Source organism: Pseudomonas sp. CCI4.2, from assembly GCF_034350045.1.
Lineage (GTDB): Bacteria > Pseudomonadota > Gammaproteobacteria > Pseudomonadales > Pseudomonadaceae > Aquipseudomonas.
The window spans coordinates 3340590-3365975 of the sequence record NZ_CP133781.1; the positions used below are offsets into that span (position 1 = coordinate 3340590).

Consider the following 25386-nt stretch of genomic DNA (forward strand, 5'->3'; position numbering starts at 1 on the left):
TGATGTGCGCGCCGTAATGGGCAGCGAAGCTGGACCCGACCTTGCATGGGTATTTGCCTTGGTACTTTTTCTTACTTTCCGTGACAGGAATCTCGATGCTGGCGTACTCCAAAAAAAGCTTCCTTATCGCCGATGATTTTTCCGACTTTCGCAGTTCGGTCAGGTCGATGCTGCGCGAGTTGGGTGTGGTGGAAGTAGACACCGCCGACACGGGTGAGCAAGCTCTGCTCATGTGCGCGCATAAGCGCTACGACTTTATCCTGCATGATTTCAACTTTGGTGACGGTAAGAAAAACGGTCAGCAGGTGCTTGAAGACTTGATGGTCGACAAGTTGATGAGCCATGAATCGGTGTTCATCATGGTCACGGCCGAGAATAGCCAGGCCATGGTGATGAGCGCGTTGGAGTGGGAGCCGGATGCCTACCTGACTAAGCCCTTCAACCGTGCCGGGCTGGCCCAGCGCCTTGAAAAACTTGACCAGCGCAAGACGCTGCTCAAGCCGATTCTTCAAGCGCTTGACCACAATAAACCTCTCGAAGTATTGGCCGCCTGCGCCAAATTGACCGAGCAGGACCAGCGCTTTGCTCCGCTCTGCTTGCGTTACAAGGCCAATGCCTTGCGCGATCTGAATCAGCACGACGCGCTGGAAAGTTTCCTTAAAGGCGTACTGGCCGACCGCGCTACGCCTTGGGCGTATGCCGGGCTTGGCAAGTTATTGTTTAAACGTGGCAAGGTCGTCGAGGCGCAAGCGATTTACGAGCGGGCAATCATTGCCTTCCCGATGATGCCAACGCTCTACGACGGTCTGGCCGATGTACTCGTGGCCCAAGGTGAGGTCAAGCGCGCTCAAGGCGTGCTTGAAAGTGCGGTGCGTCTGTCGCCTTTGGCCGTACGTCGGCAACGGCTGCTGGGCAAGCTGGCGCTGGGTAATGAAGATTTTGAAGGCGCCTCCAAGGCCTATCGCCATGCGGTGTCCCAAGGTAAGTATTCTCGCTTTAAGGACCCAGAGAGCAACCTGGGCCTGGCGCAGGCGCTGATTAACAAAAATGGCGATAACGGCCTGGATGCGCGCTCCCGGGTCGAGGTCAACCAGACATTGGGAGAGGTCGCGAAGGAGTACGGCAGCAACCAAGGGCTGCAATTGCGCACCGGTTTGATGAAAGCCACCAGCCTGAAGCGCTCAGATCCTGAAGCTGCGGCGAAATTGACCCTGGAAGCGCTGGCACACCTTGAGGGCATGGATCACTTTTTTGGCGCCGAGGCGGCGCTATTAGTTGCCTCCCAACTCCAACAACTGGGTCACCCAGACGCAGGCGCCGGGATATTGAAAAGCTGCGCAGAAATCTACGGTGATGATCCCGCGATCATGCAAGGGATTGGTCGCCTGACCGATGATCCGGCGATTCTTGGTGCGGGCAAGGCCGCGTCTGACCTCAACCTGCAGGGCGTGCGCCAATACAAGGCCGGCAATATTGCCGAAGCCCAGGCCTTCTTCCGTCAGGCACTGGCGTTGCAATCGAAGAACATCAGTATCGCGTTGAACATGGTGCAATCCTTGCTCCATGCCAAGGGAATGCCTGCAGATGCCGAAGGGCTTGAAGAGTGTCGGGTGTGCCTGAAAATGATCGGCATGATGCCTGAGACTGATCCGCGCTATGAGCGCTACCAGAAATTGCAAAGCCGGGCGTTTGGCGCATGAACGATAACGGGCTCGACTTTTCGATGGTGATTGCTTCCGTCGTACATGACATGAAAAACTCGCTGTCGACATTGATGCATGCCCACAGCCAGTGGCTGATGCAACTGACCAAAGTTCAGCAAGACGTCCCAGAACATGGGGCCATTGAATATGAGTTTGCCCACCTCAACGGGATGTTGGTGCAACTGCTCGGGTTATATAAGCTGGGCGTTAATCAGTTGCCGCTACGCCCGGACTATCATGAACTTGATGACTTTATCGAAGCCCTGTTGGCCTGCCATCAGGACGTTCTGCACAGTCACGGACTGGTCGCGAACTACGAGGTCCAGGGTTTTGATGAACTTGGCTTCTTCGACCGTGAACTGATCAGCTCGGTGGTGGCGAACATCATCATCAATGCGGTCCGTTATGCGCGCCACGCGATATTGATCACCGCCCACGAAGAGGACGGCCAGTTGGTGTTGACGGTCAATGACGACGGCCCAGGCTACCCGGCGCAAATGCTTGAGCGCCAATCGGACTATCTGCACGGAATCAATCAAAGCAGCGGCAGCACGGGGCTGGGTCTTTATTTCGCCGCGCGCATTGCTGAACGGCATGAGCGCAACGGCGTGCGTGGGCACATTGAGCTCGCCAACGGCGGAAAGTTAGGCGGCGGTAACTTCAGTCTTTACCTTCCTTAGAACGCCGCTGGCATAATGCGACGCGACCACCGGGTGGTCGCGTCATTTTCTTTCTTGGTAACCCGGGAATCAGCAGATTCTAGGCAATTGCTCCCCAGTCAACCAATCCACGATCCGCCGTCCACCAAAGCGGGTCTGCATCTGCACGAACCCATGTGAGTCATCCAGAACAGTGCCGATGCGCACTGCGTTTTGGCCCAACGGATGGTTGCGCATGGCACGCAGCAATGGTTCGGCGTCGACGTCAGAGCAAATGGCGACCAACTTGCCCTCGTTAGCAATGTACAGCGGGTCGAGCCCGAGCAGTTCACACGCGGCTTCAACCTGCGGCAGCACCGGGATCATCGCTTCGTCGAGCAACATCCCCACCCCAGATTGACCGGCAATTTCGTTCAAGGTTGTGGCCAACCCGCCCCGTGTCGGGTCGCGGAGCACGCGCAGTTCGGGAGCCGTTGCGAGCATATGGGCCACCAGTTCGTGCAACGCGATGCTGTCGGAAAGAATCTCGGTGTCGAATTCCAGCGCCTCGCGCTTGGACATGATCGCCACGCCGTGCTCACCGATGCTGCCGGAGAGCAAAATCGCGTCGCCAGGGCGAGCGCGATGGCCGCCGGTATTAACCCCCGCAGCGACTACGCCAATCCCGGTGGTGCTGATGAAGACGCCGTCGCCTTTGCCGCGCTCAACCACTTTGGTATCGCCGGTGACAATCGGTACACCGGCATCCCGGGAGGCGCGGGCCATGGACTCGACGATGCGCTTGAGGTCGGCCAAAGGATAGCCTTCCTCGATGATAAAGCTGGCGGACAGGTAGAGCGGGCGCGCGCCGGTCATGGCCACGTCGTTGACCGTGCCATGCACCGACAGGCTGCCGATGTCGCCGCCGGGAAAGAACAGCGGCGAGACCACGTGGGCGTCGGTGGCCATGACCATGCGTTCGCCGGGGGCGAGTGCCGGGCTGAAGACGGCGCCGTCGTTGCCCTCACGCAGCCAAGCATTGTCGAAGGCGGCGACGAACAGTTCTTCGATCAATTGCGCCGAAGCGCGGCCGCCCGCGCCGTGGCTCATGTCGATGCGTCCGTCGCGCAGGTTTAGGGGGCGGACATAGCCGCGCTTGACCGGGGAACGAGCGTTCATAAAGCGACCACCTCAATATCCTTGTAGCGCCCGTAGGCGTAATGCGCAGCGCACGCGCCTTCGTTGGACACCATGCACGAACCCATGGGGTTCTCCGGTGTACACACGGTGCCAAACAGGCGGCAATCGGTGGGCTTTTTCTGGCCCCGCAGAATTGCGCCGCACTCACAGGCTTTGTGGTCCGGCACCGCCTTATATTCCAGGCCAAAGCGCACTTCGGCGTCGTAGCGGGCGAAGGCCGGGCGAATACGCAGGGCGCTGAGCGGGACTTCGCCGAGACCGCGCCATTCGAAACTGGGACGTAGCTCGAACACTTCATCCATCAACGCCTGGGCACCGGTATTGCCATGGCGCCCGACTGCGCGGATGAACTCGTTCTCAACCTCGGCCCGGCCTTCGTTGACCTGGCGCACCAGCATCAAGATGGCTTGCATCACGTCCAGCGGCTCAAAACCGGCGATCACCACCGGCTTGCGGTACTGAAGGGCGAAGCCTTCATAAGGCGCCGAGCCAATGACGATGCTGACGTGCGCCGGGCCGATGAAACCGTCCAGCTCCACCGCCGACGCGGCGTCATGTTGCGGTGCGGCGAGGATGTGGGAGATCGCCGCCGGGGTCAGGACATGGCAGCAGAGCACGCTGAAGTTATCCAGATTACGTGCCGCCGCTTCGCGAATAATCAGCGCGGTGGGCGGGGTCGTGGTCTCAAAGCCAATGGCAAAGAACACCACCTGCCGTGATGGATTCGCTTCGGCAATTTTCAGCGCATCCAGCGGCGAATAGATCATGCGGATGTCAGCGCCGTGAGCCTTTGCCCGCAACAACGACAGACCTTCAGAGGCGGGCACGCGCAGGGTGTCGCCGTAGCTACAGAGGATCGCCCCGTCTTCCAGCGCCAGCTTGATCGCCAGGTCGATGCGACCAATCGGCAGCACGCAGACCGGGCAACCCGGACCGTGGATCATGCGCACGTTATCTGGCAGCAATTCGCTCACGCCATAGCGGGAAATCGCGTGGGTGTGGCCGCCGCAGAATTCCATGAACCGGTAGGCGCGGTCTGGGTGCGCTTCTTCGCGGATGCGGGCTGCGATGCGTTGCGCCAACTCGCCGTCGCGGTATTCGTCGATGTACTTCATGAGGCTTCCGATTGCGCGCGGTTCAATTCGTCGAACATTTCCAGCGTGCGCTGGGCTTCTTCTGGATCAATCAAACCCAAGGCATAGCCGACATGGATAATCACGTAATCGCCGACCTGTGCTTCAGGCACCAGCGCCAAGGAGATTTCTTTGCGGATACCGCCGAGATCGACCAGCGCTGTGTCGACACCACGCAGTTCGATGACGCGGGCGGGAATGGCTAAGCACATGGGAGTTCCTCCAGCGGCGGGGCCGCTTGGCTTTCAAATTCGGGCCAGTGGGCGGCGATCCAGCCTTGGCCGAGGGCCAGACCGGCATCGCCGCAGGACACGCTGTGCGCGCTAAACACCTGCACGCCCTCGGCGCCAAGCAGGTGAGTAAGGCGCGCACTGAGCAGGCGGTTGGCGAAGCAGCCGCCACCGAGCACCACCGGCAAATTTCCAGGTTTTTGCAGCACCCAGTCTGCCAAAGCGGCGGCCAGCGCCAGATGGAACACGGCGGCTCCTTCGGCACTGCGGCCATGATCGGCCAAATCGAACAGTCGGGAGAGTAACCGGCACAGATCCAGCACGCCGTCAGACTGAATCCGCCATAGACCGTCGACGACCGGGTCGGCGTTCAGCGCCAAGTATTCGGTGGCCACACGCTCCAGCGCGATGGCCGCTTCGGCTTCCGCTTGCTGGCGCACACTGAGGCCAAGAATGCCCGCAGCCGCGTCGAACCAGCGCCCCGCGCCGCTGCTCGGCGGGCAATTGAGCTCACGGCGGAGCATGCCGGCGACGGTGCCAGCGCTTTGCTCACCCACCAGCGGACCCAGGCGCGGGGTGATTTCCGCGTCGCGGCCCAACAGGTGCAGCGAGGCGGCGGTCAAGCGCCACGGTTCACGGGCGGCGATGTCGCCACCCGGCAACGGCAGCGGCAGCAGATGACCAAGCCGACGCCAAGCGTGAGGCCCGACCCACAGTAACTCGCCGCCCCAAGCGGCGCCGTCACTGCCCAAGCCAACACCGTCCAGTGCCAGACCCATCACCGGCCCGTCGAGCCCATGTTCGGCCATCAACGCGGCAACGTGGGCGTGGTGATGCTGAACCGCCAGCGCCGGTACATCCAGCCGCTCGGCCAGGCTCACGGCCAGTTGTGAACTGTAGAAATCCGGGTGCAGGTCATGGGCGACCGCGCACGGGGTCGTCTCGGCCAGTGTCAGCAGACGTTCCAACGACGCTTCAAGGTCCAGGCAACTTTGCGGATCGCCCAGATCACCATGGACCGGCGACCACAGCACCTGATCGTGCTGGAGTAAACACGCGGCGTTTTTCAGCCAGGCACCGCAGGCCAATACCGGTGGCCAGACGTTCATGTTCGCAAGTTTTTGGCTGCGCACGTCAGACGCCCTCGGCCGGCGCCTTTAGCGCGGCCAGTTCGGCTTCCAGCGCGGCAATGCGCGCCGCTCGGCGATCCATTTTTGGCGCGCCGGCCAGCAACCAGTCGATCCAGGCATCCAGGCCGGTGCCGTCACGGGCGCTGAGCTGAATGATCTGCAACTGCGGATTGACCTGATGGGCGTAGTCCAGGCAGCGCTGCACATCGAAGTCCAGGTGCGGCAACAGGTCGATCTTGTTGAGAATCATCAATTGCGCGGCGGCGAACATGTCCGGGTACTTGAGCGGTTTGTCCTCGCCTTCGGTGACCGACAAAATCGCGACTTTGCCGGCTTCGCCAAGGTCCCACAGTGCCGGGCACACCAAATTGCCGACGTTCTCGATGAACAAAATGCCCGCAGGCTCGCCCGGGGTTTTTGGCTGATGGTTATGCGCGTGATGATTCGTAAGCAGCGGGGCTTTGGCGTGATGATGCTCGTGGCCTGCGGCATGCAGTTCATCGTGCAGCGGCAGGCGCGCATAGGCTTGGGTGATCATCCGCGCGTCCAGGTGGCAACCCTTGCCGGTGTTGATCTGGATCGCCGCCACCCCGGTTTCGCGGATGCGCTCGGCGTCGTGACGGGTCTGTTGGTCGCCTTCGATCACCGCCAAGGGCAGCCCGGACTGGCGTGCGCGCAGGGCCAACAGCGTGGCGCACAACAGCGTGGTTTTCCCCGAGCCGGGGCTGGACACCAGGTTGAGCGCCAACACGCCATGGGCGGTGAAGTTCTGCCGATTGCGGGCGGCGTGGCGGTCGTTCTCGCCGAGCACATCTTGTTCGATGCGGATCGTGCGTGCCTGGCTCAAGCCGGGCACTGAAACCCGCGCTTCGCCCGCGCCGTAATGCAGATCGCCAGTGGCGTCTACCTGCACGTCGCTATCGGGGGCTGCTTCGTTGCTTGGGTCTTGCTCGTGTGAATGGCCGGTACCGCAGCCGCAGACGACGCACATGGCGTTTCTCCAGATTTCTAATCAGAAATCAAATGTCAGTGATCCTCGACCTGGAGGTCGAGGATGCGTAATTCGGTGCCGCCGGTAGGCTGCAACCAGAAGCCGCCGCAGGTCGGGCAAGGTGCGCCGCGTTCGACCAAGGGCACGCTGGCGGCGCAGTCCAGGCACCAGGCCTGACCGTGGGGTTCTTCGATATCGATCTGTGCGCCGGCCAACAAAGTGCCCGGCGCCAATGCTTCGAGGGCGAAACGCAGCGCATGCACTTCGACCCCGGCCAATTTTCCGGCTTCAAGGCGCAAACGGCTGACGCGCACGAACGGATCGGCCGCCGCTGCTGCTTCCACAGCACTAAGAATGCCGCCCGCCAGACTCAATTCATGCATGGCTGGGTTCCTGGGTGGTTGTCCGGTCTGTTTTCAGCCCGGTTTCCATCGTAAACGCGATGCAGGGATCGAAGGCCGCCATCAATAACTCGGCCTGGCGCTGGCTGCGTGGATCGTCACTGGGTAACGATGATAGCGCCTGGGACAGAGCGCCCTGCGGGTGCATGTTCCATTCGGTGGGCGCAACGATTTGATAGTCGCTGATCTTTACGCCGTCGCCGTGACACTCCAGACATACCCGATGCAGCAACAGACCGCGAGCGGTTTCGCTCCAGGCCAAGGCTTCGCCCGTATCCAAGGCCAGTGCGCCAAGCGCCGGGGCGCGGGCATCGGGCAGCGACAGTCGGGCCAGTTCGGCGACCCGCGCGCCCAGTCTTAGCCAGGCGGTGCTGTAGCGTTCGGGATGGGGCTCACCCAATCGTGTCCAGCTGCCAGTTTCACGGGGTTGGTTGTTGAATTCGGGGCGCAGGGCAAAATCGGCGCAACGACTCAGGCTCTCGGCCACGGCGTGCAGCGCTGGGGTGTCGTTGATCAGTTGCAGCGCCTGCACCGGTAAATTCATGGTTTGTGCGTCTTCGCGGCAGTGGGCGAGGGCGCGGCTTAGCCAGTGGTCCTTGCGCGAGGTCCATTCCAGCAACGTGCGTTGGGGATCTTCTTCCCAGTGTTCTAGCCATGCGCGTACCGGGCCGCCGAGCCACAGACTCATGGTGGCTTCGGGCGCTTGATCCCAGGCCCGCAGTTCAACCGGCGAGCAGCGTTCAGCGCTGGGGTCAAGCAGCGGCGACCAGTTCAGCACGATACGCCGTAGGTGCTCACGGCGAGTCTCGGCCAACAACGCCTGGCTTGCGCCCCAACTGGCTTGGGCTTCACCCTGCAATGCCGCGTTAACGGCCAGTTGCGCAGTCAACCCATGGGCCTGACCGCACAGGCTGTAAAGCAACGGCAGACGTTGAGCCGCGGCCTCAGGAGGTTGGCCGCGCAGTAAACGGGCGGCCAGCAGTGGGCGCCCACCGATGATCGACGGCTGCTGGCCCGGTCGGATTCTGAGTGAACCGCCGAGTCCCGACAGGTTGTTGGCTGCTGTCATTGCAGATCACCGGACAGGCGGCCGAACAGCAGCGACCGACGACTGAGCGCTGGATGCGGCTGCGGCTTCTCTTCTTCTACGGGGCCGCGCAACAGCAGTAGCACCTGTTCGGCCGTGGCACGGGCGGCCGCTTGATCCGCGAACTCAAAAACTGGCGAAAACAACGAGCAGCTTTCGTAGGTGCCGAAGTCTTCATCGACTGCACCAATGAACGTCAGGTGTTGGCCACCGAACAGATGTTCACGGGAGGCGCCTTGGGCCAAGGGTGCACTCAAGGCTGGGGCCAACCACATCAGGTTCATGAACCAGGGCGTGATCAGAATCCCGAGCACCCCGCAGGACGCGTCTTCACTGGCAATCTGCGTGGAAAAACCGACGGCCTCGACCTCCAATACCGGATTGAGAAAGGGCAGGCCGCGCATTCGAGTGTCGGCGATATCCCGGAAATGGGCGGCCAATTCCTCACCGCGCAACTGCGCTGTGTCGGGCAATTCAGTCTGCGTCATTGAGCACCATGAACTGCTCGGCGGCGCCGTCGCAGTTCGGGCAGCACCAATGGTCCGGCAAGGCGGAAAACGGCGTGCCGGGCTCAATTTGCCACACCGGATCACCGTCCTTCGGGTCGTACACCCACCAGCAGATCTTGCACTCCAGGCGAGTGTCATCGCTGATGCGAGTGGAATCGCCTCGGTAGCTGCCTTCAAAGCTGGGTCTGTCCGTCATGTCACTGCCCTTCAAACCATTGGATAACATCTTCGAAACGTTCCAGCGAATCGCTGAGGTCTTCCGGCGCTGCGCAGATCACTTCTGGCAGGTCGGTGATCTCGATGGTGTCGAGAATGAGCGCATCCTGGGAATTGAAGTACGTGACGCGCCAGCAGTTGTGGATCAGGGTGCTGCTGATCCGGCAATTGCCGTAACCACGCGCCAATGCCCGCACTGGGCCGACCGGCAAACACACGTCGAGGAAACCAATGTCTTGCTCGGACAACGGCAGCAGCGTCAGGTTGATCACATGGGCCGGGCTGCCGGGTTGCCAGTGCTGAGTCTGGTCTTCGATCTCGGTGAGAATCGCCGGAGCGTTCATCACGCCCATCGGCAGCGCAGACCGGATATCAAAGGCTGCTGGCTGGGCTGCGTTACGGGCAACGCTGCGCAGTTGTGCGGGGGCGGCACCGACCTCGACATAATCTTGGCCTTCACCATAGAGGCGCCAGACCCCAGCGAAGATCGACTCCTGAATCCGCAACGGCGGTTCCACGACCAGCATGATGCTGACTTCGCCTTCACCGAGCAGTTGATCCAGCAGCGTGCGATCACCGACTTCAAGCCCGCTCAAATCGAGGCTTTCTGTTGCTTCACCGCGGTTGCAGGCATACAGCCGGTGCAGAAGGTCTTGCAACGCCTGACGTGCGCCGGGCAATTCGTCCAATTCTTCCGGCTCGGGCAGTATCGGCGCGCTGTGGGTGTACATGCCTTGGGGCATGCTGATGTATTCGAGGACTTCCTCTTCCACTTGGGAGCCGGGACCGAGATCGACCAGCGGAATATACATTTGCGGGGCCATAGGCGTTCCTCCGTTCACTGGCAACCACCGGTAGCGCCAGGCGTTTCGGCGAACAGGGGGATGCGGGCATTGCTCTGGGCCAAGGCTTTATCAGCCAGGCTCAGGTATTCGTCCCAGTCGTGCATGCCGTCGATGGTAGTGACGTAACCGCCGTCGCGCAGCCAGACCAAGGTCGGCCAGCGGCGCAGGGCAAAACGTGCCGCGATGGCTTCTTCTTCCGCGCGATGAACGACACCCAGCCGCAAGGTGCAGCCGTGGCGGCGGGACACTTCCTGGCGCAGTTCGGGCAAGACCACCGCCACGTCCAGGGATTCAGGGTGGCGCACCGGGTCGCCACACAGCAGCAACAGACAGTTGCCGCCCAGGGCGAGCCAGGCGTCGAGGTTCTCGCAGCCAATCCAGCTGGCGTCGAATTGCTCCACCAGCCGCGTGATCAGCGCAGGGATGGCCGGCGTGACAGGGATGGGCGCCATGAAAGCGGCGGATTCACTCATGTGGATTCCTTGAGGTTGGGCCGCACGGGCGCAGCAGCGATGGGTGATTGGCCCAACAGGGTGGCGAGCTGTTCAGCGTTCATCGCTGAAGGCAGGCTGAAGCCGGGCGCGGTGTCCGGCTCCGGCGCGTTGCCGAACATGGCCGATTCAAGCATGACCAGGGTCGAGTCGATTTCTGCCGCCCGCTGTGGGTCGAGGCGTTCGCGGGCGGCGTCGAGAAAGATCAGCAACCAGTCATCGACCTCGCAGGTGCCGACCAGCGAGGTGTCAATGAGCCGGTCCCGGCCGTGGCGGTCGCGGCACACGGAAGAGCCAAGGTTGGCACTTACCACTTGCATGGGCAGTCCGATGCACATATCAAACGCGCCTGGCGAGAATGCGTTCGTCACCGATCCGGCAAGCGTTCTGCGCAGAAGGGCGTTCGCCTTCGTAGCGGTCCAACTCCAAGTGCGGCAAGGTCACTGCCTCTTCATCGGTGAGCGGCGAAGCGCGTTGACGCGGCTCGGCACGCCAGGTTTCCAGGACCCGCACCGCTTCGGTCAACGCGCCTTCCATGGCCGCCCTGACGACCGGCCGCAGGCTGCCGCCGTAATCCATCATGTGCTCCGGCTGGCAACCGATCAGCAGCACCCGTTGCGGGAAATGACCGGTTAGTTGGGCCAGCATCAGCACCTCCTGAAAACCGGTCTGGTGCAGGCTCAACTTCTTGATGCCGAGAAATTTAGGCACTTCATCGTCGGTGACGAACTTCAACTCACCGGGGGTCAGGTTGTAATCGACCGCATCGAAAATCAGCAGGTAATCGGCTTCCTGCACATGCTGGATCAAGTACAAACCCTGGGTGCCGCCATCGATCAGCGCGACGTTGTCCGCGAACTCATAGCGTTGCTGTAACGCTTCGACACAGCGCACGCCGAAGCCTTCATCGGCCCACAGCAGATTGCCAATGCCCAACACGGTGATGCGTGGACGGGGCGATGCTGAGGTTTTCATGAGTGACTCTGCTGGTGTGTTCATTTTTTGAAGGTCTTGTAGCCGGAGATCATCCCGCCGATCAGGCTGAGGCGACCGTTGATTTCTTCGCGGACGGCGGCGTACACGTGCAGCCCTATGAAGATCAGGATCACCCACATACCGAAGTGGTGCAGGGTGTGGACTTGCTGGGATTGCCCCAGCAGCGGCAGCACCCAGCCGAACATCCGTTCTTGCCACGAGCCCATTTGCGACCCTTCGCCATACAGCGCGAAACCGGTCAGGACCATGAATATCGAGGTCAGCAGGAACACGAAAAACATGGCGAAACGCGACAGCGGGTTGTGCCCGAAGGTCGGCTCCGGGATCGGCCCGGCGAACAGGTAATAACGCAGCCAGATGTAGAAATCAGCCCAGTAAGCTTTGCTCAGCACCGGAACCGAGAACAGCTCGCGGGCGTGATGATTGCCCACCAAGGCCCAGTAGGTACGGCCCAGCAGGCCAATGGCAAACACATAGCCGGCGCTAAAGTGCGCGAAGCGGATGTAGCCCATGACGAAATGGGCGCTGGCTTCACCCGGTTGGGTGGCCAGTGGGGAGCCGATTAAATACCCGGTCACCGCCAGCACTAAAATGCAGGCGGCATTGATCCAATGCCACACGCGCACCGGTGCCTCGTAAACGTACTCCGGCAGGCCCATGGGGGTTTCAGTCTGAAGGGTCATATCTTCACCTTTGGAAGGGCAGGTGCCGTATCGCACCTGCCGGATGCCTGGGTTAATTACTCAGCTCACCTTGACGGTGCTCAGCTCGGCGCCGTCCTCGCTCATCACGTGGGTGGCGCAGGCCATGCACGGGTCGAAGGAGTGCAGGGTGCGCAGGATTTCCACCGGCTGATCGGGGATGGCCACGGGGGTGTTCATCAGTGCGGCTTCAAACGCGCCGATCTGTCCCTTGGCATCACGCGGGCTGCCGTTCCAGGTGCTTGGCACCACGCACTGGTAATTCTCGATGCGCCCGTCCTTGATGCGAATCCAGTGACCCAATGCGCCACGCGGTGCGGCGACGATGCCGACACCTTTGGCTTCTTTCGGCCAGGTCGCCGGGTCCCATTTCTCCACGTTGGCGGTGGAGCGGTCGCCGTTGCGGATGTTGGTCATTAACTCGTTCCAGTCGTCGACCATCAGCTCGGCGCAGTATTCGGCTTCCAGCGCGCGGGTCAGGGTGCGGCCGATGGTGCTCGGCAGCAAAATCTTGGCGCTGTAGTCGGTCTCAACTATGCCGAGGGTTTTCGGCAGGTCGTGGTTGACCGCTTGCATCGCGCCGTCGAGCTGTTCTTTGATGCGTTGGGCGCGGGGGTTGCCTTGGACAGCATGGGCATAGCCAAGGATGTAGCGAGCCAGTGGCCCGACTTCCATGGCATGACCGCGCCAGCGAGGGGATTTGACCCACGAGTATTTCGCGCTTTCGTCGACTTCCTCAATGGCGGTGCGAGTGCCTTTGGTTTTGGCGCCCAACTCGTAGTTGGCTTCAGTGATGCCATCCCACGGGTGCAGGCCCTTGTCGTTATCCGGGTAGTTGTACCAAGAGTGGGTGACGAATTCCTGCACCTGTTCAGGGTCGCGCGGGTCAACCGGATGAATTTCGTTCCAGTTGCCGTTGAGAATCGCGCCGCCCGGCAGTTGGTTGGTGCTCTCGTCGTAATTGACCTTCGGGTAGTTGCCGTAGTCCATCACGTTGGTCGCTGCCAGCCCGCCGCCGTGCAGCCAGCCTTTCTGTTTGTAGATGGTGCCGATGGCCAACACGTCCGGTACGTAAACGTTTTTGCAGAAGGTCAGGGCTTCATCGATGCGGGCGCGAACGAAGTTCAGCCGCTCCATGTTCAGCGGCGCCCCGGCGGCCAAATCGCCGTCGATGTTAATGGCGCACGGCACGCCGCCCACCAGGTAGTTAGGGTGTGGGTTCTTGCCACCAAAGATGGTGTGAATCTTGACCCACTCTTTTTGCAGGTCGAGGGCTTCCAGGTAATGCGTGACCGCCATCAGGTTGGCTTCTGGCGGCAGCTGGTAGGCCGGGTTACCCCAGTAACCGTTCATGAACGGGCCGAGCTGGCCGCTCTCGAAAAACTTCTTCAGGCGGTTCTGCACGTCACGGAAATAGCCCGGTGACGACAGCGGGTGAGCCGGCGAAACCTGTTGCTGCAATTCCGATGTGCGCTTGGGGTCAGCCTTGAGTGCCGACACCACATCAACCCAGTCCAACGCGTGCAGGTGATAGAAGTGCACCGCGTGGTCGTGGATTTGAAGGGTCTTGGCCATCATTTCGCGGATCAAGTGAGCGTTCGGCGGGATACGAATACCCAGTGCATCTTCCACCGCACGGACCGAGGCCAGCGCGTGGCAACTGGTGCACACGCCGCAAATACGTTCGACGAACGCCCAGGCGTCGCGTGGGTCGCGGCCCTTGAGAATTACTTCGAGGCCGCGCCACATGGTGCCGGTGGAGACCGCGTTGCGAATGATGTTATTGGCGTCGAGATTGACCTCGACGCGCATGTGGCCTTCGATACGGGTCACTGGGTCAACGACGATGCGTCGGCCAGTGCTGTTCAGGTCGAAACCCTGAGTCGAATAGTTGCTCATCGTTGGTCGTCCTGTCTTGTCGCTGGAGCGTCATGCGGCGCAATCGGCGCCTTGCTGTTGCTGGCGCGCTTGAGCGCTGTCACGGCGGCGTGCGCCGTTGCTGCGGCACCGATGGTGACACCGGCAGCGAGGCCGATTTGATCGGCATTGGCTTCCACGCCAAAGGCATTGATGTCCGTCAGGTGCTGATAGAACGAGCCCTTGTCCCAGAAACCTTCCTCGGAACAACCGATGCAGCCGTGGCCGGATTGAATCGGGAAGCTGGTGCCGCCGTTCCAACGCACCGTCGAGCAGGCGTTGTAGGTGGTCGGGCCCTTGCAGCCGACTTTGTAAAGGCAGTAACCCTTACGCGCGGCGTCATCGTCCCACGCTTCAACAAACTGGCCGGCGTCGAAGTTTGGACGGCGGTAGCATTTGTCGTGGATGCGCTGGCTGTAGAACATTTTTGGCCGACCCTGACGATCCAGCTCAGGTAAGCGGTCGAAGGTCAGCATGTACGTGATGACCCCGGTCATCACTTCGGCAATCGGTGGACAGCCCGGCACTTTGATAATCGGTTTATCGAAAATCACTTTGTGGATCGGCACCGCTTGGGTCGGGTTCGGCTTGGCCGCCTGTACACAACCCCAGCTGGCGCAGGAGCCCCAGGAGATGATGGCCTTGGCATCTTTGGAGACGCGCTTCAATTGCTCAATGAACGGCTTGCCGCCAATGATGCAGCTCATGCCGTCCTGGTTCAGCGGCGGGTTACCTTCAACGGCAAGAATGTAATTGCCTTTGTATTTGGTCATGACCTCATCAAGGATCGCTTCGGCCTGATGCCCGGCAGCGGCCATTAAAGTGTCGTCGTAATCCAGCGAGATCATCGACAGCACCACGTCCTTGGCCAGCGGGTGTGCGGAGCGAATGAACGACTCAGAACAGCAGGTGCACTCCAATCCATGGAGCCAAAGCACCGGTGTACGCGGCTTGTTTTCCATCGCCCATGCGATTTTTGGCATGAACGCAGGGCCGAGCCCCAATGACGTCGCGGTCAGCGAACAGAACTTGAGAAAGCTCCGACGTGAGATGCCCTGTCTGCGCATCACTTCATAAAATGTTTCCATCACCTAATTTCTCCTCCCCAGGAATCGTCTTCTACTGAGGCTGCACGCTGTTTTTAAGTTAAAAGCCATGCGGGCCCTGTCGGACAGACGAGGAAACGTCTGCCAGCAGGCGCGAGCGTTGATTCGGGGTGTGGGTGTTGCGTGAGCGAGGGTGCAGCCGTACGCAAAGGATCAAGGTGGCTGCAATTGACATGGACGGTTCAACTACTGGAAGTAATACCTGGTAACTACAAGACCTGTGCCATTTCGTCGCGGGTTAGACTATTGGCTATGAAAATCGCTTATCTAGCTGTTTTCAAAGGGTTTTATTTTTTTGGCCAGCCAGCGCAGGTTGGCGCTGGATTGCCGTGGGCGGACACTTTGTTTCCAGTGGTCTGCTGTACTGGTAACGAGGTGACCGTTATGGGGAGGGGCGTACGCGCGATGACGCTAGGCGGCCGGATAATTGAGGTCTAGCCGGTCGTAGCCTTTGAAGCGATAGAACAGCAGGGAAAGGATCCAGGTCACGGCGAAAAGTCCGACAATCAGGTAGCCAAGCAAGCCGAAATTGTCGTTCAGCGACGCGATCACATCCCACACGCCACCTTCCAGATTCAAGTTCGACGCCAGCAGGTTCGCGACTTCCAGGCCGCCCACCAACAGCGCCACCAACACCGACACCGAGGTGATGGTCAGGTTGTAGTAAAGCTTGCGCGCCGGTTTCACCAGCGCCCAGTGATAGGCACCGGTCATCATCACGCTGTCAGCGGTGTCGACCAGCGCCATGCCCGCAGTGAACAGGGCCGGGAAGACCAGGATCGACCAGATCGGTAAGTTCTGCGACGCCTGTGCGGCGGAAATACCCAGCAAGCCGATTTCCGTGGCGGTGTCGAAGCCCAGGCCAAACAGAAAGCCCAGTGGGTAAAGGTGCCAACTGCGGCTGATCAGGCCGAACAGCGGTCGCACCAGCCGGGCAATCAGACCCCCACCAGCCAGCAGCGTATTCATTTCCAGTTCGCCGACCCGCTCGCCGCGCCGAACTCGGCGAAACGCCAGGTAAACCGAACGCAGAATCACCAGATTGATCACCGCCACCAGCAGCAGAAACAGCGCGGACACCGAGGTGCCAATCAGCCCACCGATACCGTGCAGCGCTTCGATATTGGCCTTGAAGGTCGAGGCGGTTAGGGCGATGACCAAGGTCGCGAGAATCACGATGGTGCTGTGGCCGAGGGAAAAGAACAGACCCACGGTGGCAGTGGGCTGGCCTTCTTGAATCAACTTGCGGGTGACGTTATCAATGGCGGCGATATGGTCCGCGTCCACGGCGTGACGCAACCCGAAACTGTAAGCGAGAAACGCCGTGCCCAGCAGCAGCGGAAAGTCGCGAAAAGCGATGAAGGCCCAGATCCAGACCAAAAGGTTCACGGCGAACAGCCCGACGAAAATCGCCGCAACGCTGCGCTTGAAGGTCAACGGCGTAGCGTTTTTCACGGCTCCGGCGGTGGTGGATAAAGGCATGGAGACTCCGCGAGGAAGGGTGACAGTCAGAAAATCAGAAGAAAGCATCATACAAACCCTGTGCCAGTACCGTACGGCGGCGCAGTTACGGAGGGAGCGTTATAGGCACTGGAAACTGGTTTTGCACTGATTATGGCCAAGTGAATACTTACTTTGCAGCAGATTCGCTCCGCGCTGGGGGTTGGACGCATGCAGCCATAATTCTGTGGGAGCAGGCTCGCCTGCGAAGAGGCCGGAAATCGCGCCGCTGATATTGAACCGAAACCTACGGCGCCTGAATTGACGCTTTCGTTGGCAAGCCAACTTCCCACACAGGGTGATTTGGGTTCGCACGAGCTCAGCGATGGCATCGCAGAACCGAATGTGTGGGAGCAGGCTTGCCTGCGAAGAGGCCGGAAATCGCGCCGCTGATATTGAACCGAAACCTACGGCGCCTGAATTGACGCTTTCGTTGGCAAGCCAACTTGTATGTTTAGACTTGAAGGGGTGGGAGCAGGCTTGCCTGCGAAGAGGCTGGCAATCGCGCCGCTGATATTGACCCGAAACCTACGGCGCCTGAATTGACGCTTTCATTGGCAAGCCAACACAGGAATTGGGCAGCTTCTACGAATTTAATTATGACCAGGCAGAATCAGCGTGAACTCCGCTCCACCATCCGGGTGGTTGCTGGCAATCAACCGGCCTGCGCAGCGTTCGACGATGCTGTAACTGATCGACAGCCCCAAACCGGTGCCTTTGCCAACCGGCTTGGTACTGAAAAACGGATCGAACACTTGCGTCAGATGTTCGACCGCAATGCCGCCGCCGTTATCACGCAGTCTTAATGTGACCCAATGGGGATCCTGTTCGACACTTATCCACAGTTCCGCCGTTTCCCGTCCGGCGGCTTGGGCGGCGTCGTAGGCGTTTTGCATCAGGTTCATCAGCACTTGCAGCAACTGCCCGCTGTTGCCATGTACGACCGGCTCGCCGCTGGGTTGCCAGTGAATGCGCAGGTCTGGTGCACTGCCACGGGTGATCCAGTGAATGGCCCGTTCGACCACCTCATTGAGCGCCACCTCGCCCAACGATTCGCGGTCCACCGCTGAGAACCTTTTCAGCGCGCTGACAATATCGGCGGTCCGTTGCGCGCCTTCGATGGTGCCTTCGATCAATGACGGCAAATCGGCCAGCAATGGGTCAATTCGCAGTTGTCGGCGCAGGGTTTCACGGACTTCCTGGGGTTCGTTAGTGTTGACCGCCTCCAGATAACGTTCCAAACGCTCTCGGTATCCGCCCAGCACGTGGGCATTAGCCAGCACGAAGCTGATCGGGTTGTTCAGTTCATGGGCGACCCCGGCGACCAAGCGCCCCAGCGAGGCCATTTTCTCCGCGTGGAGCAATTGTTGTTGAGTACGCTTGAGCGCCTCGTGGGCTTCATGCAATTGCCGATAGGCGTGCTTCAACTCCCCCAGCGGACGCCCGACCAGTACATGCCCGACACAACGGCCCGTGCCAACGCTACGCACGGTGCAACTGATGTCCACCGGCAGTGGCGCACCGAGGGGATCCTTGAAATTCAGTTCCAACGTGGCGCTGGTATTGGGCCGACGCAGACCGCCGAGGGTCTTGCGCAGCTGTTCTTCACTGTGGGAGTCGGCCAGCAATGCATAAACCGGGCTCCCGAGCAGCGCGCTTTCGTCACGCCCCACCAGTTTGCGCAGGGCATTGTTGGACTCTTCGATGCGCCCCTCCGGGTCGCAGGCCAATAGCACGTCAGACATGGACGACAGCAGCCCGGCGATGAACTGCTGGGACTGTTCCAGCTCGGCGTTCTTTTCTTCCAGGGCGATTTCGTCCTGCACCAGCTGCGAATAGACCTCGTCCATCTTGCCGATCACTTCGAGCCAAGCGTCCTCGTCGAGGGTGCCGGGCGGGGCTTTGCGTGCCATGGCGTTCTCCCGGTTCAATGCACTGTACACACCATGCACGGGTCGAATGAACGAACGATATGTTGCACTGCAACCGGGGTTTTTTCGCCAGGCAACACCGCCGCACCTTCCAGTGCTTGCTCAAGGGCACCGGGTCGGCCCTGGGCGTCACGCGGGGAAAAATTCCAAGTGGTCGGGGCAATGATCTGATAACTGGCAATGCGCCCTTGCTCGACCTGAAGCCAATGGCCCAAAGCACCGCGCGCCGCTTCAGTGAGGCCCACGGCGCTGCCATTGTCCGGCAGTTCCGCGGTGCGGTAGTAGGGTTCACCGGGTCGCAGGGCCTGCAACCATTGCTCCATCAGCGGCACCACGTGGGCCAGTTCCATCAGCCGCGCCAACACCCGGGTGTAAACCGTGGCCCCGCAACGGGCGGCGGCATCGCGCAACAATGGGTGTCCGGAGATCAACTGCCGGGCGAGCGCGCCGGTTTCGAGCACTGCCCCCGCCAGTCGGGGCGCTTTGTTCCAGGTATAAGCGGCAGGCTTTTCTACCAGCGGCTGAGTCTGGCCTTGGGCTGGATGCAGCGGGCCGTCGGCGTCATCCAGCCAGGCATGGGCGGCGTCTTCGCGAATATCCGACAGCTCCAGATCTTCTATCTGCTGCGTAACCCCATTCCATACACCCTGCGCAAATACCATCTGCCCATCAGGTTGCGGATAGGCGCCATAGGATAGATACAGCCCCGGCCCCGGCCCGGAATGTTCCAGACCACTGTCCAGCGCGATGTCGAGGAACTGGCGCAGGTCGCCCTGGCCCGGCGCTTCAGCCAGCCAGGCCCACAGTTCGTTTTCGCTGCCCAGCCCGATGATGCGCTCCAGAGGGGTGGCGAACAGCTCAGTTTCCAAGAACTGACGGAACTCGCGAACCCGCATCAGCAGGCGCATGCGCTCGGCAGCATCAATGGCGCGGGTCGAGCCGCCAGGCTGGATCGAGCCTGTGTGCGGCCATTTACCGCCCAGGGTGCCGATCAAATCCAGTAAGCGTTTGCGCGCGGACAGTGCCAGCCGTTGCTGGCTGCCGTGGCCCGGCGTGAAGCGCGCCTGAGCGGCGGCGTACCAGCGGCGTTCGGCATACACCGGGCGAACGAAGTCCGGCATGAAAAATAAGTAGAAATGGCTGAGATGGTCGGCCAGATTTTCCGTCGCGGCCATCAGGTTGATCGTCGCCAAGCCGTTATCCGGCGGTTGAACACCGGCCAATGAAGCCAGCGCGCGGGCGGCGGCAATCGACTGCGAGACCGAGCAAATCCCGCAGATGCGCGGCGCGTACACCAGCGCATCGAGGGGCGAGTGCTGCAACAGAATCTGCTCAAAGCCCCGAAACATCGTCGCGTTGACCTGCGCCGAACGCACGCGGCCCTCCTCGACCTCAAGTTGCACTTCGAGGTCACCTTCGACGCGATTGAACGGACCCACCACCAGACGAGACATAAAACATTCCTAGTGCCGTGGAAGACGCACGATGGGGGCGATGAGTTGATGGTCGGCCGTGGCGTTCAGCTTGACCCGTTTAGGCGTCGCCGATTTGGACAACGCAGACAGGGCGACAAACCAGGCTTTGGGCATATCAGTCGGCAAACCAACGGGAATCCCGGCCACCTTGGGCGTGAGGTTGAACGCATGCCCCGGCTCCTCGAAGCCCGGCGCCGTGCAATTGATGCAGGCATAGCCGCCACGGGTGCAGGAGCCTTCACCGTTCCAAAGGCGCGTGTTGCAATCGGCGTGGGCCTGAGTGCCGACGCAGCCGAGGTTTTCCATCATGCAGCCAATGTCCGACGGCTTCTCGGCACTGGCTTTGTATTCGTAGAATTCGTTGCGGGTGCAACCGTGATGAACCAACTGATCAGCGTAAAGGCGCGGCCGAGCGAGGATGTCCAGGTCAGACTCGACGAATAATCCCGCAGCCAAAGCCATGAGCGTATCGGTGACCCAGCCCGGATGCGTCGGGCACCCGGCAACGTTGATCACCGGCAAACCCCGACGTGAGCGGTAATCTGCGCCCAATAAGCCGCCGATTCGGTGCCCGTCGTATTGCAAGCCGCAGGCATCGGTGGGGTTGTTGCCGGCAGCGGTGATTCCGCCATATGCCGCGCACGTGCCGATGCCCAGTGTGTATTCGGCGATACCGGCCAAATCCCGGACCCAGTCGATCATCGCCCGACCGCTGCCAGCCAGCATGTGGAAACGCCCGGTGCCGTTCGGCCCGCGCAGCAAGGAGCCTTCGATGCATAACGCATCCAGGCGGGTGCGGCCCTGTAAGCAGTCGTTGAGGATGTCGAGCATTTCGTCGCCACTTTCCAGCGACAGCGAGGGATGCCAAAGCAGCTCGATTCCGGCGTTGCGCCACATGCCGGCGAAGTCTTGGGTGTCGGCGCACAGCAATGACATCGTGCAGCCGCCGCAGCCGCCCGATTGCAGCCAAAGCACGTTGAACGCTTTACCTTCCATCAAGATTCCTCCAGCCCGAAGCGACGCAGCTTCTGGCGCAACCCTACGCGGGACAGACCCAATTCACGCGCCGCGTGGGTCTTGTTCCAACGATGACGCAACAACGACTCTTTTAGCAGTGTTGCCTCAATGGCGTCGAGTTGCTCTTGCAAGGTGCCGGTCGGACTTGAAGTGGGAAGGCTGGCGGCCAGGGCAAGCCGGGCCTGACCTTGCAGCACTCGCCAGGAGAACGCACGGGCATTAATTTGTGCGCCGTCAGATAGGGCGGCGGCGCGGTAGATCTCGTTGCGCAATTCGCGAATATTGCCGGGCCAGGAGTAGCCGATCAGGCTGGCCATGGCATCGCTGGCGAACGTGAGTCCCGGCAAGTCAAGTTCCAGACGGGCGTCATCGAGCAGTTTGTTGGCAATTGGCAATATATCGGCACTGCGTTCGCGAAGCGGCGGCAGCGCCAGACTGACGCCCGCCAGCCGGTAATAAAGGTCGCTGCGAAAGCGCCCGGTGCGCACGTCTTCTTCCAGGTCGCGGTGGGTCGCGGCGATCACCCGCACATCGACCCGCACCGTGCTCGATGCGCCCACCGGGCGTAGCTCGCCTTCCTGGAGAACCCGCAGCAACTTGACCTGAAACGCCGGCGACGTATCACCGATTTCGTCGAGCAGCAGCGTGCCGCCATTCGCGCGTTGAAACAGGCCTACGTGATCCTGATGAGCGCCGGTAAAGGCGCCGCGCTTGTGCCCGAACAGCTCGGACTCCAGCAGGGTATCGGGCAACGCCGCGCAGTTTTCCATGACAAACGCGTTGGCGGCGCGGGGGCTGGCATAGTGGATGCCGCGAGCAAGCAGCTCTTTACCGGTACCCGACTCACCCAGCAGCAGCACCGACAGGTCATAGCGGGCGACCCGTGCCGCCATTTCACAGATGGCGTCGAGCGGGCCGCCGGCAGAACGCACGATGCGTGAAAAGTCGAAGGCATCCCGAACCCGTGTAAGGGCCTCTTGGCTGCGCCGACGCAATACCGGCGTCCCGGCGCGCAGCTCAAGATCAAGTCGCTGCATGTGGTTTTGCAGTGACTGGCTTTCCACCGCGCTGCGCACCGTGCTCAGCAAATGCTCCGGCAACCAGGGCTTAAGCAGGTACTGATAAATCCCTGCGTGGTTGATGCCGTTGATGATGTCTTCTGAATCGGTGTAGCCGGAAAGGACAATCCGTACCGACTCCGGCCAGCGCTCCCGGACTTCCTTGAGGAACTCAATACCACTCATGCCGGGCATGCGCTGATCACACAGAATCACCGACACCGGATGCTGTTCAAGCAGCGTGCGCGCCTCAAGCGCCGAATCGGCCAGCAGCACCTCAAACTCCTGATTCAACACCCGCGACAACGATTCTCGCGAGCGCCGTTCGTCGTCCACCACAAGAACTGTTGGCAGATCAGATGGCGTGTCAGAGGTCGAAGTCATGGGCAGACAAAGAAGAGAATAGGAAGGTTCACGACGATGCCGAGCTGTTGCGAATGAGGGGCGATAGTAGCATGGCCGTGGTCGACGGGCGGGTGGTTTGCGGGGTCATCCGATTCATCCGTGTTTTAATCTTCAGGATGTAGCAGAAACTCCGAAACGTGCCTGCTGCTGTCAGCCACATAACTCAATGACTTGAAAGTTGCGATGTTCTCGTGAAGCCGCAACGGCTCTGGGATTTCATTGTGGGAGCAGGCTTGCCTGCGAAGAAGCCCGTAGTCACGCCGCTGATATCGACCTCAAACCTTGGGTTACCTGCAATGACGCTTTCGTTGGCAAGCCAACTCCCACAGAGACTTTTGGCAGACACGGAAGAGTAGGCACTGACATCTGATCGCAGCCTTGCGCAGCTACAGAGACCTTTGCAGCGCCAGAATCCGTGGGACCGAATTCATTCGGGAAGAGGCTATGTCACTCTTTAAATCCACTCCCGAATACATTCGGTCCCACCGGGATTGGTTGTTCCTCGGTAGGAGCGAGCGTGTTCGCGAGGCGGTGTACCTGATACAACCAAATGGATTTTTCGCCAACAAGTTGGCTCCCACAGGTGTATGTCTTCGTAGCACTCGGTCCCAAATGTCGACCAACCCCTCAGCCGTCGACCTCATTTCGCCCCCTAAACGGCCAATCCACCACCGCCCCACTAAACAACGCCACCCACACCAGCACCGGCTGAAACGCCAATCTGGGGCCGTGATAACCCCAACCCAGCACCATCCCGCCAATGGGCAAATGGTCAATCGCGTGTTTGATGTTCGCCGGGAACACGCACACTGCGTACAGCGCGAGCATGATTGCGGCAAGTTTTCGAAAGCGGTGGGTCAACAAAGCGACCGCCCCGATCAGTTCACACAAACCCGTGATAATCACCGTGGCGTGCGGGTAGGGCACCCAGTCGGGCACGATGCCGACGAAACCGTCGGTGGCGTACAGGTGAAAGATGCCCGCCGTGAAGTAGAACACCGCGACCACCCAGCGCAGGATGCTGCGAGTACGCTCGCGTTTGCTGTGATCGGTCACGGTCTGCCCCCGTTCAAATGATCAGAAAATATAATCAGTGGTCAAAAAATTCGACTCGTGATTATGAATAATCTCGCTGATCAGTGCTTTGTTGCCGTCCTGGAATTTGGTCGCGACCAAGGTCCTAATTGAAAACACCCGCAACGCGTCATGGACCGATAACGTCCCTTCGGCCGAGTTTTTCCGGCCGTTGAACGGGAAGGTGTCTGGCCCGCGTTGGCATTGGGCGTTGATGTTGATGCGCCCGACCTGGTTAGCGAAGATGTCCACCAAGCGTCCGACTTCAGCCGAGTCGTTGCCGAACAGGCTCAGTTGCTGGCCGAAATCCGACTCAAGTACGTAATCGATCACGGTGTCCAGATCGCGGTAGGGGACGATGGGCACGACCGGGCCGAATTGTTCTTCGGCATAGATGCGCATCTCGGTGGTGACCGGGTATAGCACCGCCGGGTAGAAGAATGAGCTGCGAATTTCTCCGCCTTTGGCGTTAACCACCTTCGCGCCTTTACTGACAGCGTCGGCCACCACTGAACTCAGGTAATCGGTTTTGCCTTTTTCTGGCAGCGGCGTCAAAGACACGCCGGGTTCCCATGGCATGCCGGGTTTGAGGGCTTCGAGTTTGTGGTTGAATTTCTCGATGAAGCTGTCCACCACCTCTTCGTGAACGAACAAAATCTTCAGCGCGGTGCAGCGTTGGCCGTTGAACGACAACGAGCCGGTCAGGCATTCACTGACGGCGTTGTCCAGATCGACGCTTGGCAGCACGATGCCGGGGTTCTTCGCGTCCAAGCCCAACGCAGCGCGCAAACGGTGAGGTTTCGGGTGCAGTTTTTTCAGGGCGCTGGCGGCTTTGTTGGTGCCGATGAAGGCGAAGATGTCCACCTTGCCGCTGGCCATCAGCGCGCTGACGGTTTCTCGGCCGCTGCCGTAGATCACGTTGATCACCCCCGCCGGGAAGCTGTCGCGGAAGGCTTCGAGCAGCGGACGGATCAACAACACGCCCAGCTTGGCCGGTTTGAAGACCACGGTATTGCCCATGATCAGCGCCGGAATCAGCGTGGTGAAGGTTTCGTTCAATGGATAGTTATAGGGCCCCATGCACAGGGCGACGCCCATGGGCACGCGACGGATCTGGCCGAGGGTGTCTTGCTCTAGCTCGAAACGACTGGAGCGACGGTCCAATTCTTTGAGCGCATTGATGGTTTCGACGATGTAGTCACAGGTGCGGTCGAACTCTTTTTCGGAGTCCTTGAGGGTTTTGCCGATTTCCCACATCAGCAGTTTGACCACCGCCGAGCGTTGCTCGCGCATGCGCAGCAAAAACGCTTCAACGTGCTGGATTCGTTCGGCAACGCGCATCGTTGGCCAGCTTCCCTGGCCACGGGCGTAGGCGTCAACGGCGGCGTCCAGCGCGGTCAAGGCGGTGGCGGCATCCAGTAACGGCGTACTGCCGAGAATGACTTGCTCGTCGCCGTGATCAGTCGTCAGGTGAACCGGGCTATGAACACGGGCCAGCGGCCCCGGCCAGATTTCCAACACGCCGTTAACCAAATACTCGCGCTGTTCAATTTCACCGTTGAGTCGATAGATTTCCGGGATGCCGGCAGCGGCGGGAAACAGGTGGTCGAGAACGCTCGCGGTGATCATGGC

General features: G+C 60.4%; 25 protein-coding genes. 2 read left to right on the forward strand and 23 right to left on the reverse strand.

Going from position 1 to position 25386, the window contains the following annotated elements; genetic code table 11:
* The first annotated feature begins 95 nt into the window (after positions 1-95).
* Together RHM65_RS15150 and RHM65_RS15155 are read left to right on the forward strand one after the other, a co-directional pair.
* Positions 96-1700 (forward strand): response regulator, encoded by a 1605-nt coding sequence (locus RHM65_RS15150; RefSeq protein WP_322165163.1) that lies wholly within the window; start codon positions 96-98, stop codon positions 1698-1700.
* A complete protein-coding gene (locus RHM65_RS15155) occupies positions 1697-2383 on the forward strand; it encodes a HAMP domain-containing sensor histidine kinase (protein WP_322165162.1) in 687 nt (228 codons plus the stop codon). Before RHM65_RS15150 ends, RHM65_RS15155 begins: the two co-directional genes overlap by 4 nt.
* Before the next feature lie 69 nt (positions 2384-2452).
* Here the strand turns inward: RHM65_RS15155 and hypE are convergent, their stop codons facing one another.
* The 23 genes from hypE to RHM65_RS15270 all read right to left on the reverse strand — a co-directional run bounded on the left by hypE (position 2453) and on the right by RHM65_RS15270 (position 25380).
* On the reverse strand, positions 2453-3520 hold the full coding sequence (gene hypE, locus RHM65_RS15160) for a hydrogenase expression/formation protein HypE (RefSeq protein WP_322165161.1): 1068 nt from the start codon (positions 3518-3520) through the stop codon (positions 2453-2455).
* The gene (gene hypD, locus RHM65_RS15165; protein ID WP_322165160.1) at positions 3517-4656 is read right to left on the reverse strand and encodes a hydrogenase formation protein HypD; all 1140 of its coding nucleotides are present in this window, start codon (positions 4654-4656) and stop codon (positions 3517-3519) included. Before hypD ends, hypE begins: the two co-directional genes overlap by 4 nt.
* Positions 4653-4886 (reverse strand): HypC/HybG/HupF family hydrogenase formation chaperone, encoded by a 234-nt coding sequence (locus tag RHM65_RS15170; protein WP_322165159.1) that lies wholly within the window; start codon positions 4884-4886, stop codon positions 4653-4655. Before RHM65_RS15170 ends, hypD begins: the two co-directional genes overlap by 4 nt.
* Entirely contained in the window at positions 4877-6037 is a 1161-nt protein-coding gene (locus tag RHM65_RS15175; RefSeq protein WP_322165158.1) for a carbamoyltransferase HypF, read from the reverse strand. Before RHM65_RS15175 ends, RHM65_RS15170 begins: the two co-directional genes overlap by 10 nt.
* 1 nt (position 6038) lies before the next feature.
* Positions 6039-7025: a hydrogenase nickel incorporation protein HypB gene (gene hypB / locus RHM65_RS15180; protein WP_322165156.1), complete on the reverse strand. Its 987-nt coding sequence runs from the start codon at positions 7023-7025 to the stop codon at positions 6039-6041.
* Between the two features lie 35 nt (positions 7026-7060).
* Entirely contained in the window at positions 7061-7408 is a 348-nt protein-coding gene (locus RHM65_RS15185; protein WP_322165155.1) for a hydrogenase maturation nickel metallochaperone HypA, read from the reverse strand.
* Entirely contained in the window at positions 7401-8495 is a 1095-nt protein-coding gene (locus RHM65_RS15190; RefSeq protein WP_322165154.1) for a nickel-dependent hydrogenase large subunit, read from the reverse strand. The genes RHM65_RS15185 and RHM65_RS15190 overlap by 8 nt, the downstream gene beginning before the upstream one ends.
* Positions 8492-9001 carry a [NiFe]-hydrogenase assembly chaperone HybE gene (gene hybE, locus RHM65_RS15195; RefSeq protein ID WP_322165153.1) on the reverse strand — a complete coding sequence of 170 codons (510 nt, stop codon included), beginning with the start codon at positions 8999-9001 and terminating at the stop codon, positions 8492-8494. The genes RHM65_RS15190 and hybE overlap by 4 nt, the downstream gene beginning before the upstream one ends.
* Complete coding sequence (locus RHM65_RS15200; RefSeq protein ID WP_322165152.1) at positions 8988-9218, reverse strand: rubredoxin; 231 nt, start codon at positions 9216-9218, stop codon at positions 8988-8990. Before RHM65_RS15200 ends, hybE begins: the two co-directional genes overlap by 14 nt.
* Position 9219: 1 nt before the next feature.
* A complete protein-coding gene (locus tag RHM65_RS15205; RefSeq protein ID WP_322165151.1) occupies positions 9220-10062 on the reverse strand; it encodes a hydrogenase expression/formation protein in 843 nt (280 codons plus the stop codon).
* A gap of 14 nt (positions 10063-10076) precedes the next feature.
* On the reverse strand, positions 10077-10556 hold the full coding sequence (locus RHM65_RS15210) for a hydrogenase (RefSeq protein WP_322165150.1): 480 nt from the start codon (positions 10554-10556) through the stop codon (positions 10077-10079).
* Positions 10553-10912, reverse strand: a complete 360-nt coding sequence (locus tag RHM65_RS15215) for a HypC/HybG/HupF family hydrogenase formation chaperone (RefSeq protein ID WP_322165149.1) — start codon at positions 10910-10912, stop codon at positions 10553-10555. Before RHM65_RS15215 ends, RHM65_RS15210 begins: the two co-directional genes overlap by 4 nt.
* Position 10913: 1 nt before the next feature.
* A complete protein-coding gene (locus tag RHM65_RS15220; protein WP_322183770.1) occupies positions 10914-11549 on the reverse strand; it encodes a HyaD/HybD family hydrogenase maturation endopeptidase in 636 nt (211 codons plus the stop codon).
* Between the two features lie 20 nt (positions 11550-11569).
* Positions 11570-12253, reverse strand: coding sequence for a Ni/Fe-hydrogenase, b-type cytochrome subunit (cybH, locus tag RHM65_RS15225; protein ID WP_322165147.1), 684 nt, complete (start codon positions 12251-12253; stop codon positions 11570-11572).
* Positions 12254-12313: 60 nt separating this feature from the next.
* Positions 12314-14170 carry a nickel-dependent hydrogenase large subunit gene (locus RHM65_RS15230; RefSeq protein WP_322165146.1) on the reverse strand — a complete coding sequence of 619 codons (1857 nt, stop codon included), beginning with the start codon at positions 14168-14170 and terminating at the stop codon, positions 12314-12316.
* A complete protein-coding gene (locus RHM65_RS15235; RefSeq protein WP_322165145.1) occupies positions 14167-15276 on the reverse strand; it encodes a hydrogenase small subunit in 1110 nt (369 codons plus the stop codon). The genes RHM65_RS15230 and RHM65_RS15235 overlap by 4 nt, the downstream gene beginning before the upstream one ends.
* Positions 15277-15705: 429 nt before the next feature.
* The gene (locus RHM65_RS15240) at positions 15706-16776 is read right to left on the reverse strand and encodes a HoxN/HupN/NixA family nickel/cobalt transporter (RefSeq protein ID WP_322165144.1); all 1071 of its coding nucleotides are present in this window, start codon (positions 16774-16776) and stop codon (positions 15706-15708) included.
* Positions 16777-17387: 611 nt separating this feature from the next.
* Positions 17388-18707 carry a sensor histidine kinase gene (locus RHM65_RS15245; protein WP_322165143.1) on the reverse strand — a complete coding sequence of 440 codons (1320 nt, stop codon included), beginning with the start codon at positions 18705-18707 and terminating at the stop codon, positions 17388-17390.
* Positions 18708-18721: 14 nt separating this feature from the next.
* The gene (locus RHM65_RS15250) at positions 18722-20179 is read right to left on the reverse strand and encodes a nickel-dependent hydrogenase large subunit (protein ID WP_322165142.1); all 1458 of its coding nucleotides are present in this window, start codon (positions 20177-20179) and stop codon (positions 18722-18724) included.
* Positions 20180-20188: 9 nt separating this feature from the next.
* Positions 20189-21196, reverse strand: coding sequence for a HupU protein (locus tag RHM65_RS15255; RefSeq protein WP_322165141.1), 1008 nt, complete (start codon positions 21194-21196; stop codon positions 20189-20191).
* Positions 21196-22659: a sigma-54 dependent transcriptional regulator gene (locus tag RHM65_RS15260; protein ID WP_322165140.1), complete on the reverse strand. Its 1464-nt coding sequence runs from the start codon at positions 22657-22659 to the stop codon at positions 21196-21198. The genes RHM65_RS15255 and RHM65_RS15260 overlap by 1 nt, the downstream gene beginning before the upstream one ends.
* A gap of 648 nt (positions 22660-23307) precedes the next feature.
* Complete coding sequence (locus RHM65_RS15265) at positions 23308-23736, reverse strand: DoxX family membrane protein (protein WP_322165139.1); 429 nt, start codon at positions 23734-23736, stop codon at positions 23308-23310.
* 21 nt (positions 23737-23757) lie between these two features.
* Positions 23758-25380, reverse strand: a complete 1623-nt coding sequence (locus RHM65_RS15270; RefSeq protein ID WP_322171027.1) for an NADP-dependent glyceraldehyde-3-phosphate dehydrogenase — start codon at positions 25378-25380, stop codon at positions 23758-23760.
* Positions 25381-25386 lie beyond the last annotated feature (6 nt).

Coding starts and splice junctions, on each gene's coding strand:
- RHM65_RS15150 (WP_322165163.1), top strand. CDS start 96: ATGCTGGCGTACTCCAAAAAAAGCTTCCTTATCGCCGATGATTTTTCC.
- RHM65_RS15155 (WP_322165162.1), top strand. CDS start 1,697: ATGAACGATAACGGGCTCGACTTTTCGATGGTGATTGCTTCCGTCGTA.
- hypE (WP_322165161.1), bottom strand. CDS start 3,520: ATGAACGCTCGTTCCCCGGTCAAGCGCGGCTATGTCCGCCCCCTAAAC.
- hypD (WP_322165160.1), bottom strand. CDS start 4,656: ATGAAGTACATCGACGAATACCGCGACGGCGAGTTGGCGCAACGCATC.
- RHM65_RS15170 (WP_322165159.1), bottom strand. CDS start 4,886: ATGTGCTTAGCCATTCCCGCCCGCGTCATCGAACTGCGTGGTGTCGAC.
- hypB (WP_322165156.1), bottom strand. CDS start 7,025: ATGTGCGTCGTCTGCGGCTGCGGTACCGGCCATTCACACGAGCAAGAC.
- RHM65_RS15185 (WP_322165155.1), bottom strand. CDS start 7,408: ATGCATGAATTGAGTCTGGCGGGCGGCATTCTTAGTGCTGTGGAAGCA.
- RHM65_RS15190 (WP_322165154.1), bottom strand. CDS start 8,495: ATGACAGCAGCCAACAACCTGTCGGGACTCGGCGGTTCACTCAGAATC.
- hybE (WP_322165153.1), bottom strand. CDS start 9,001: ATGACGCAGACTGAATTGCCCGACACAGCGCAGTTGCGCGGTGAGGAA.
- RHM65_RS15200 (WP_322165152.1), bottom strand. CDS start 9,218: ATGACGGACAGACCCAGCTTTGAAGGCAGCTACCGAGGCGATTCCACT.
- RHM65_RS15205 (WP_322165151.1), bottom strand. CDS start 10,062: ATGGCCCCGCAAATGTATATTCCGCTGGTCGATCTCGGTCCCGGCTCC.
- RHM65_RS15210 (WP_322165150.1), bottom strand. CDS start 10,556: ATGAGTGAATCCGCCGCTTTCATGGCGCCCATCCCTGTCACGCCGGCC.
- RHM65_RS15215 (WP_322165149.1), bottom strand. CDS start 10,912: ATGTGCATCGGACTGCCCATGCAAGTGGTAAGTGCCAACCTTGGCTCT.
- RHM65_RS15220 (WP_322183770.1), bottom strand. CDS start 11,549: ATGAAAACCTCAGCATCGCCCCGTCCACGCATCACCGTGTTGGGCATT.
- cybH (WP_322165147.1), bottom strand. CDS start 12,253: ATGACCCTTCAGACTGAAACCCCCATGGGCCTGCCGGAGTACGTTTAC.
- RHM65_RS15230 (WP_322165146.1), bottom strand. CDS start 14,170: ATGAGCAACTATTCGACTCAGGGTTTCGACCTGAACAGCACTGGCCGA.
- RHM65_RS15235 (WP_322165145.1), bottom strand. CDS start 15,276: ATGGAAACATTTTATGAAGTGATGCGCAGACAGGGCATCTCACGTCGG.
- RHM65_RS15240 (WP_322165144.1), bottom strand. CDS start 16,776: ATGCCTTTATCCACCACCGCCGGAGCCGTGAAAAACGCTACGCCGTTG.
- RHM65_RS15245 (WP_322165143.1), bottom strand. CDS start 18,707: ATGGCACGCAAAGCCCCGCCCGGCACCCTCGACGAGGACGCTTGGCTC.
- RHM65_RS15250 (WP_322165142.1), bottom strand. CDS start 20,179: ATGTCTCGTCTGGTGGTGGGTCCGTTCAATCGCGTCGAAGGTGACCTC.
- RHM65_RS15255 (WP_322165141.1), bottom strand. CDS start 21,196: ATGGAAGGTAAAGCGTTCAACGTGCTTTGGCTGCAATCGGGCGGCTGC.
- RHM65_RS15260 (WP_322165140.1), bottom strand. CDS start 22,659: ATGACTTCGACCTCTGACACGCCATCTGATCTGCCAACAGTTCTTGTG.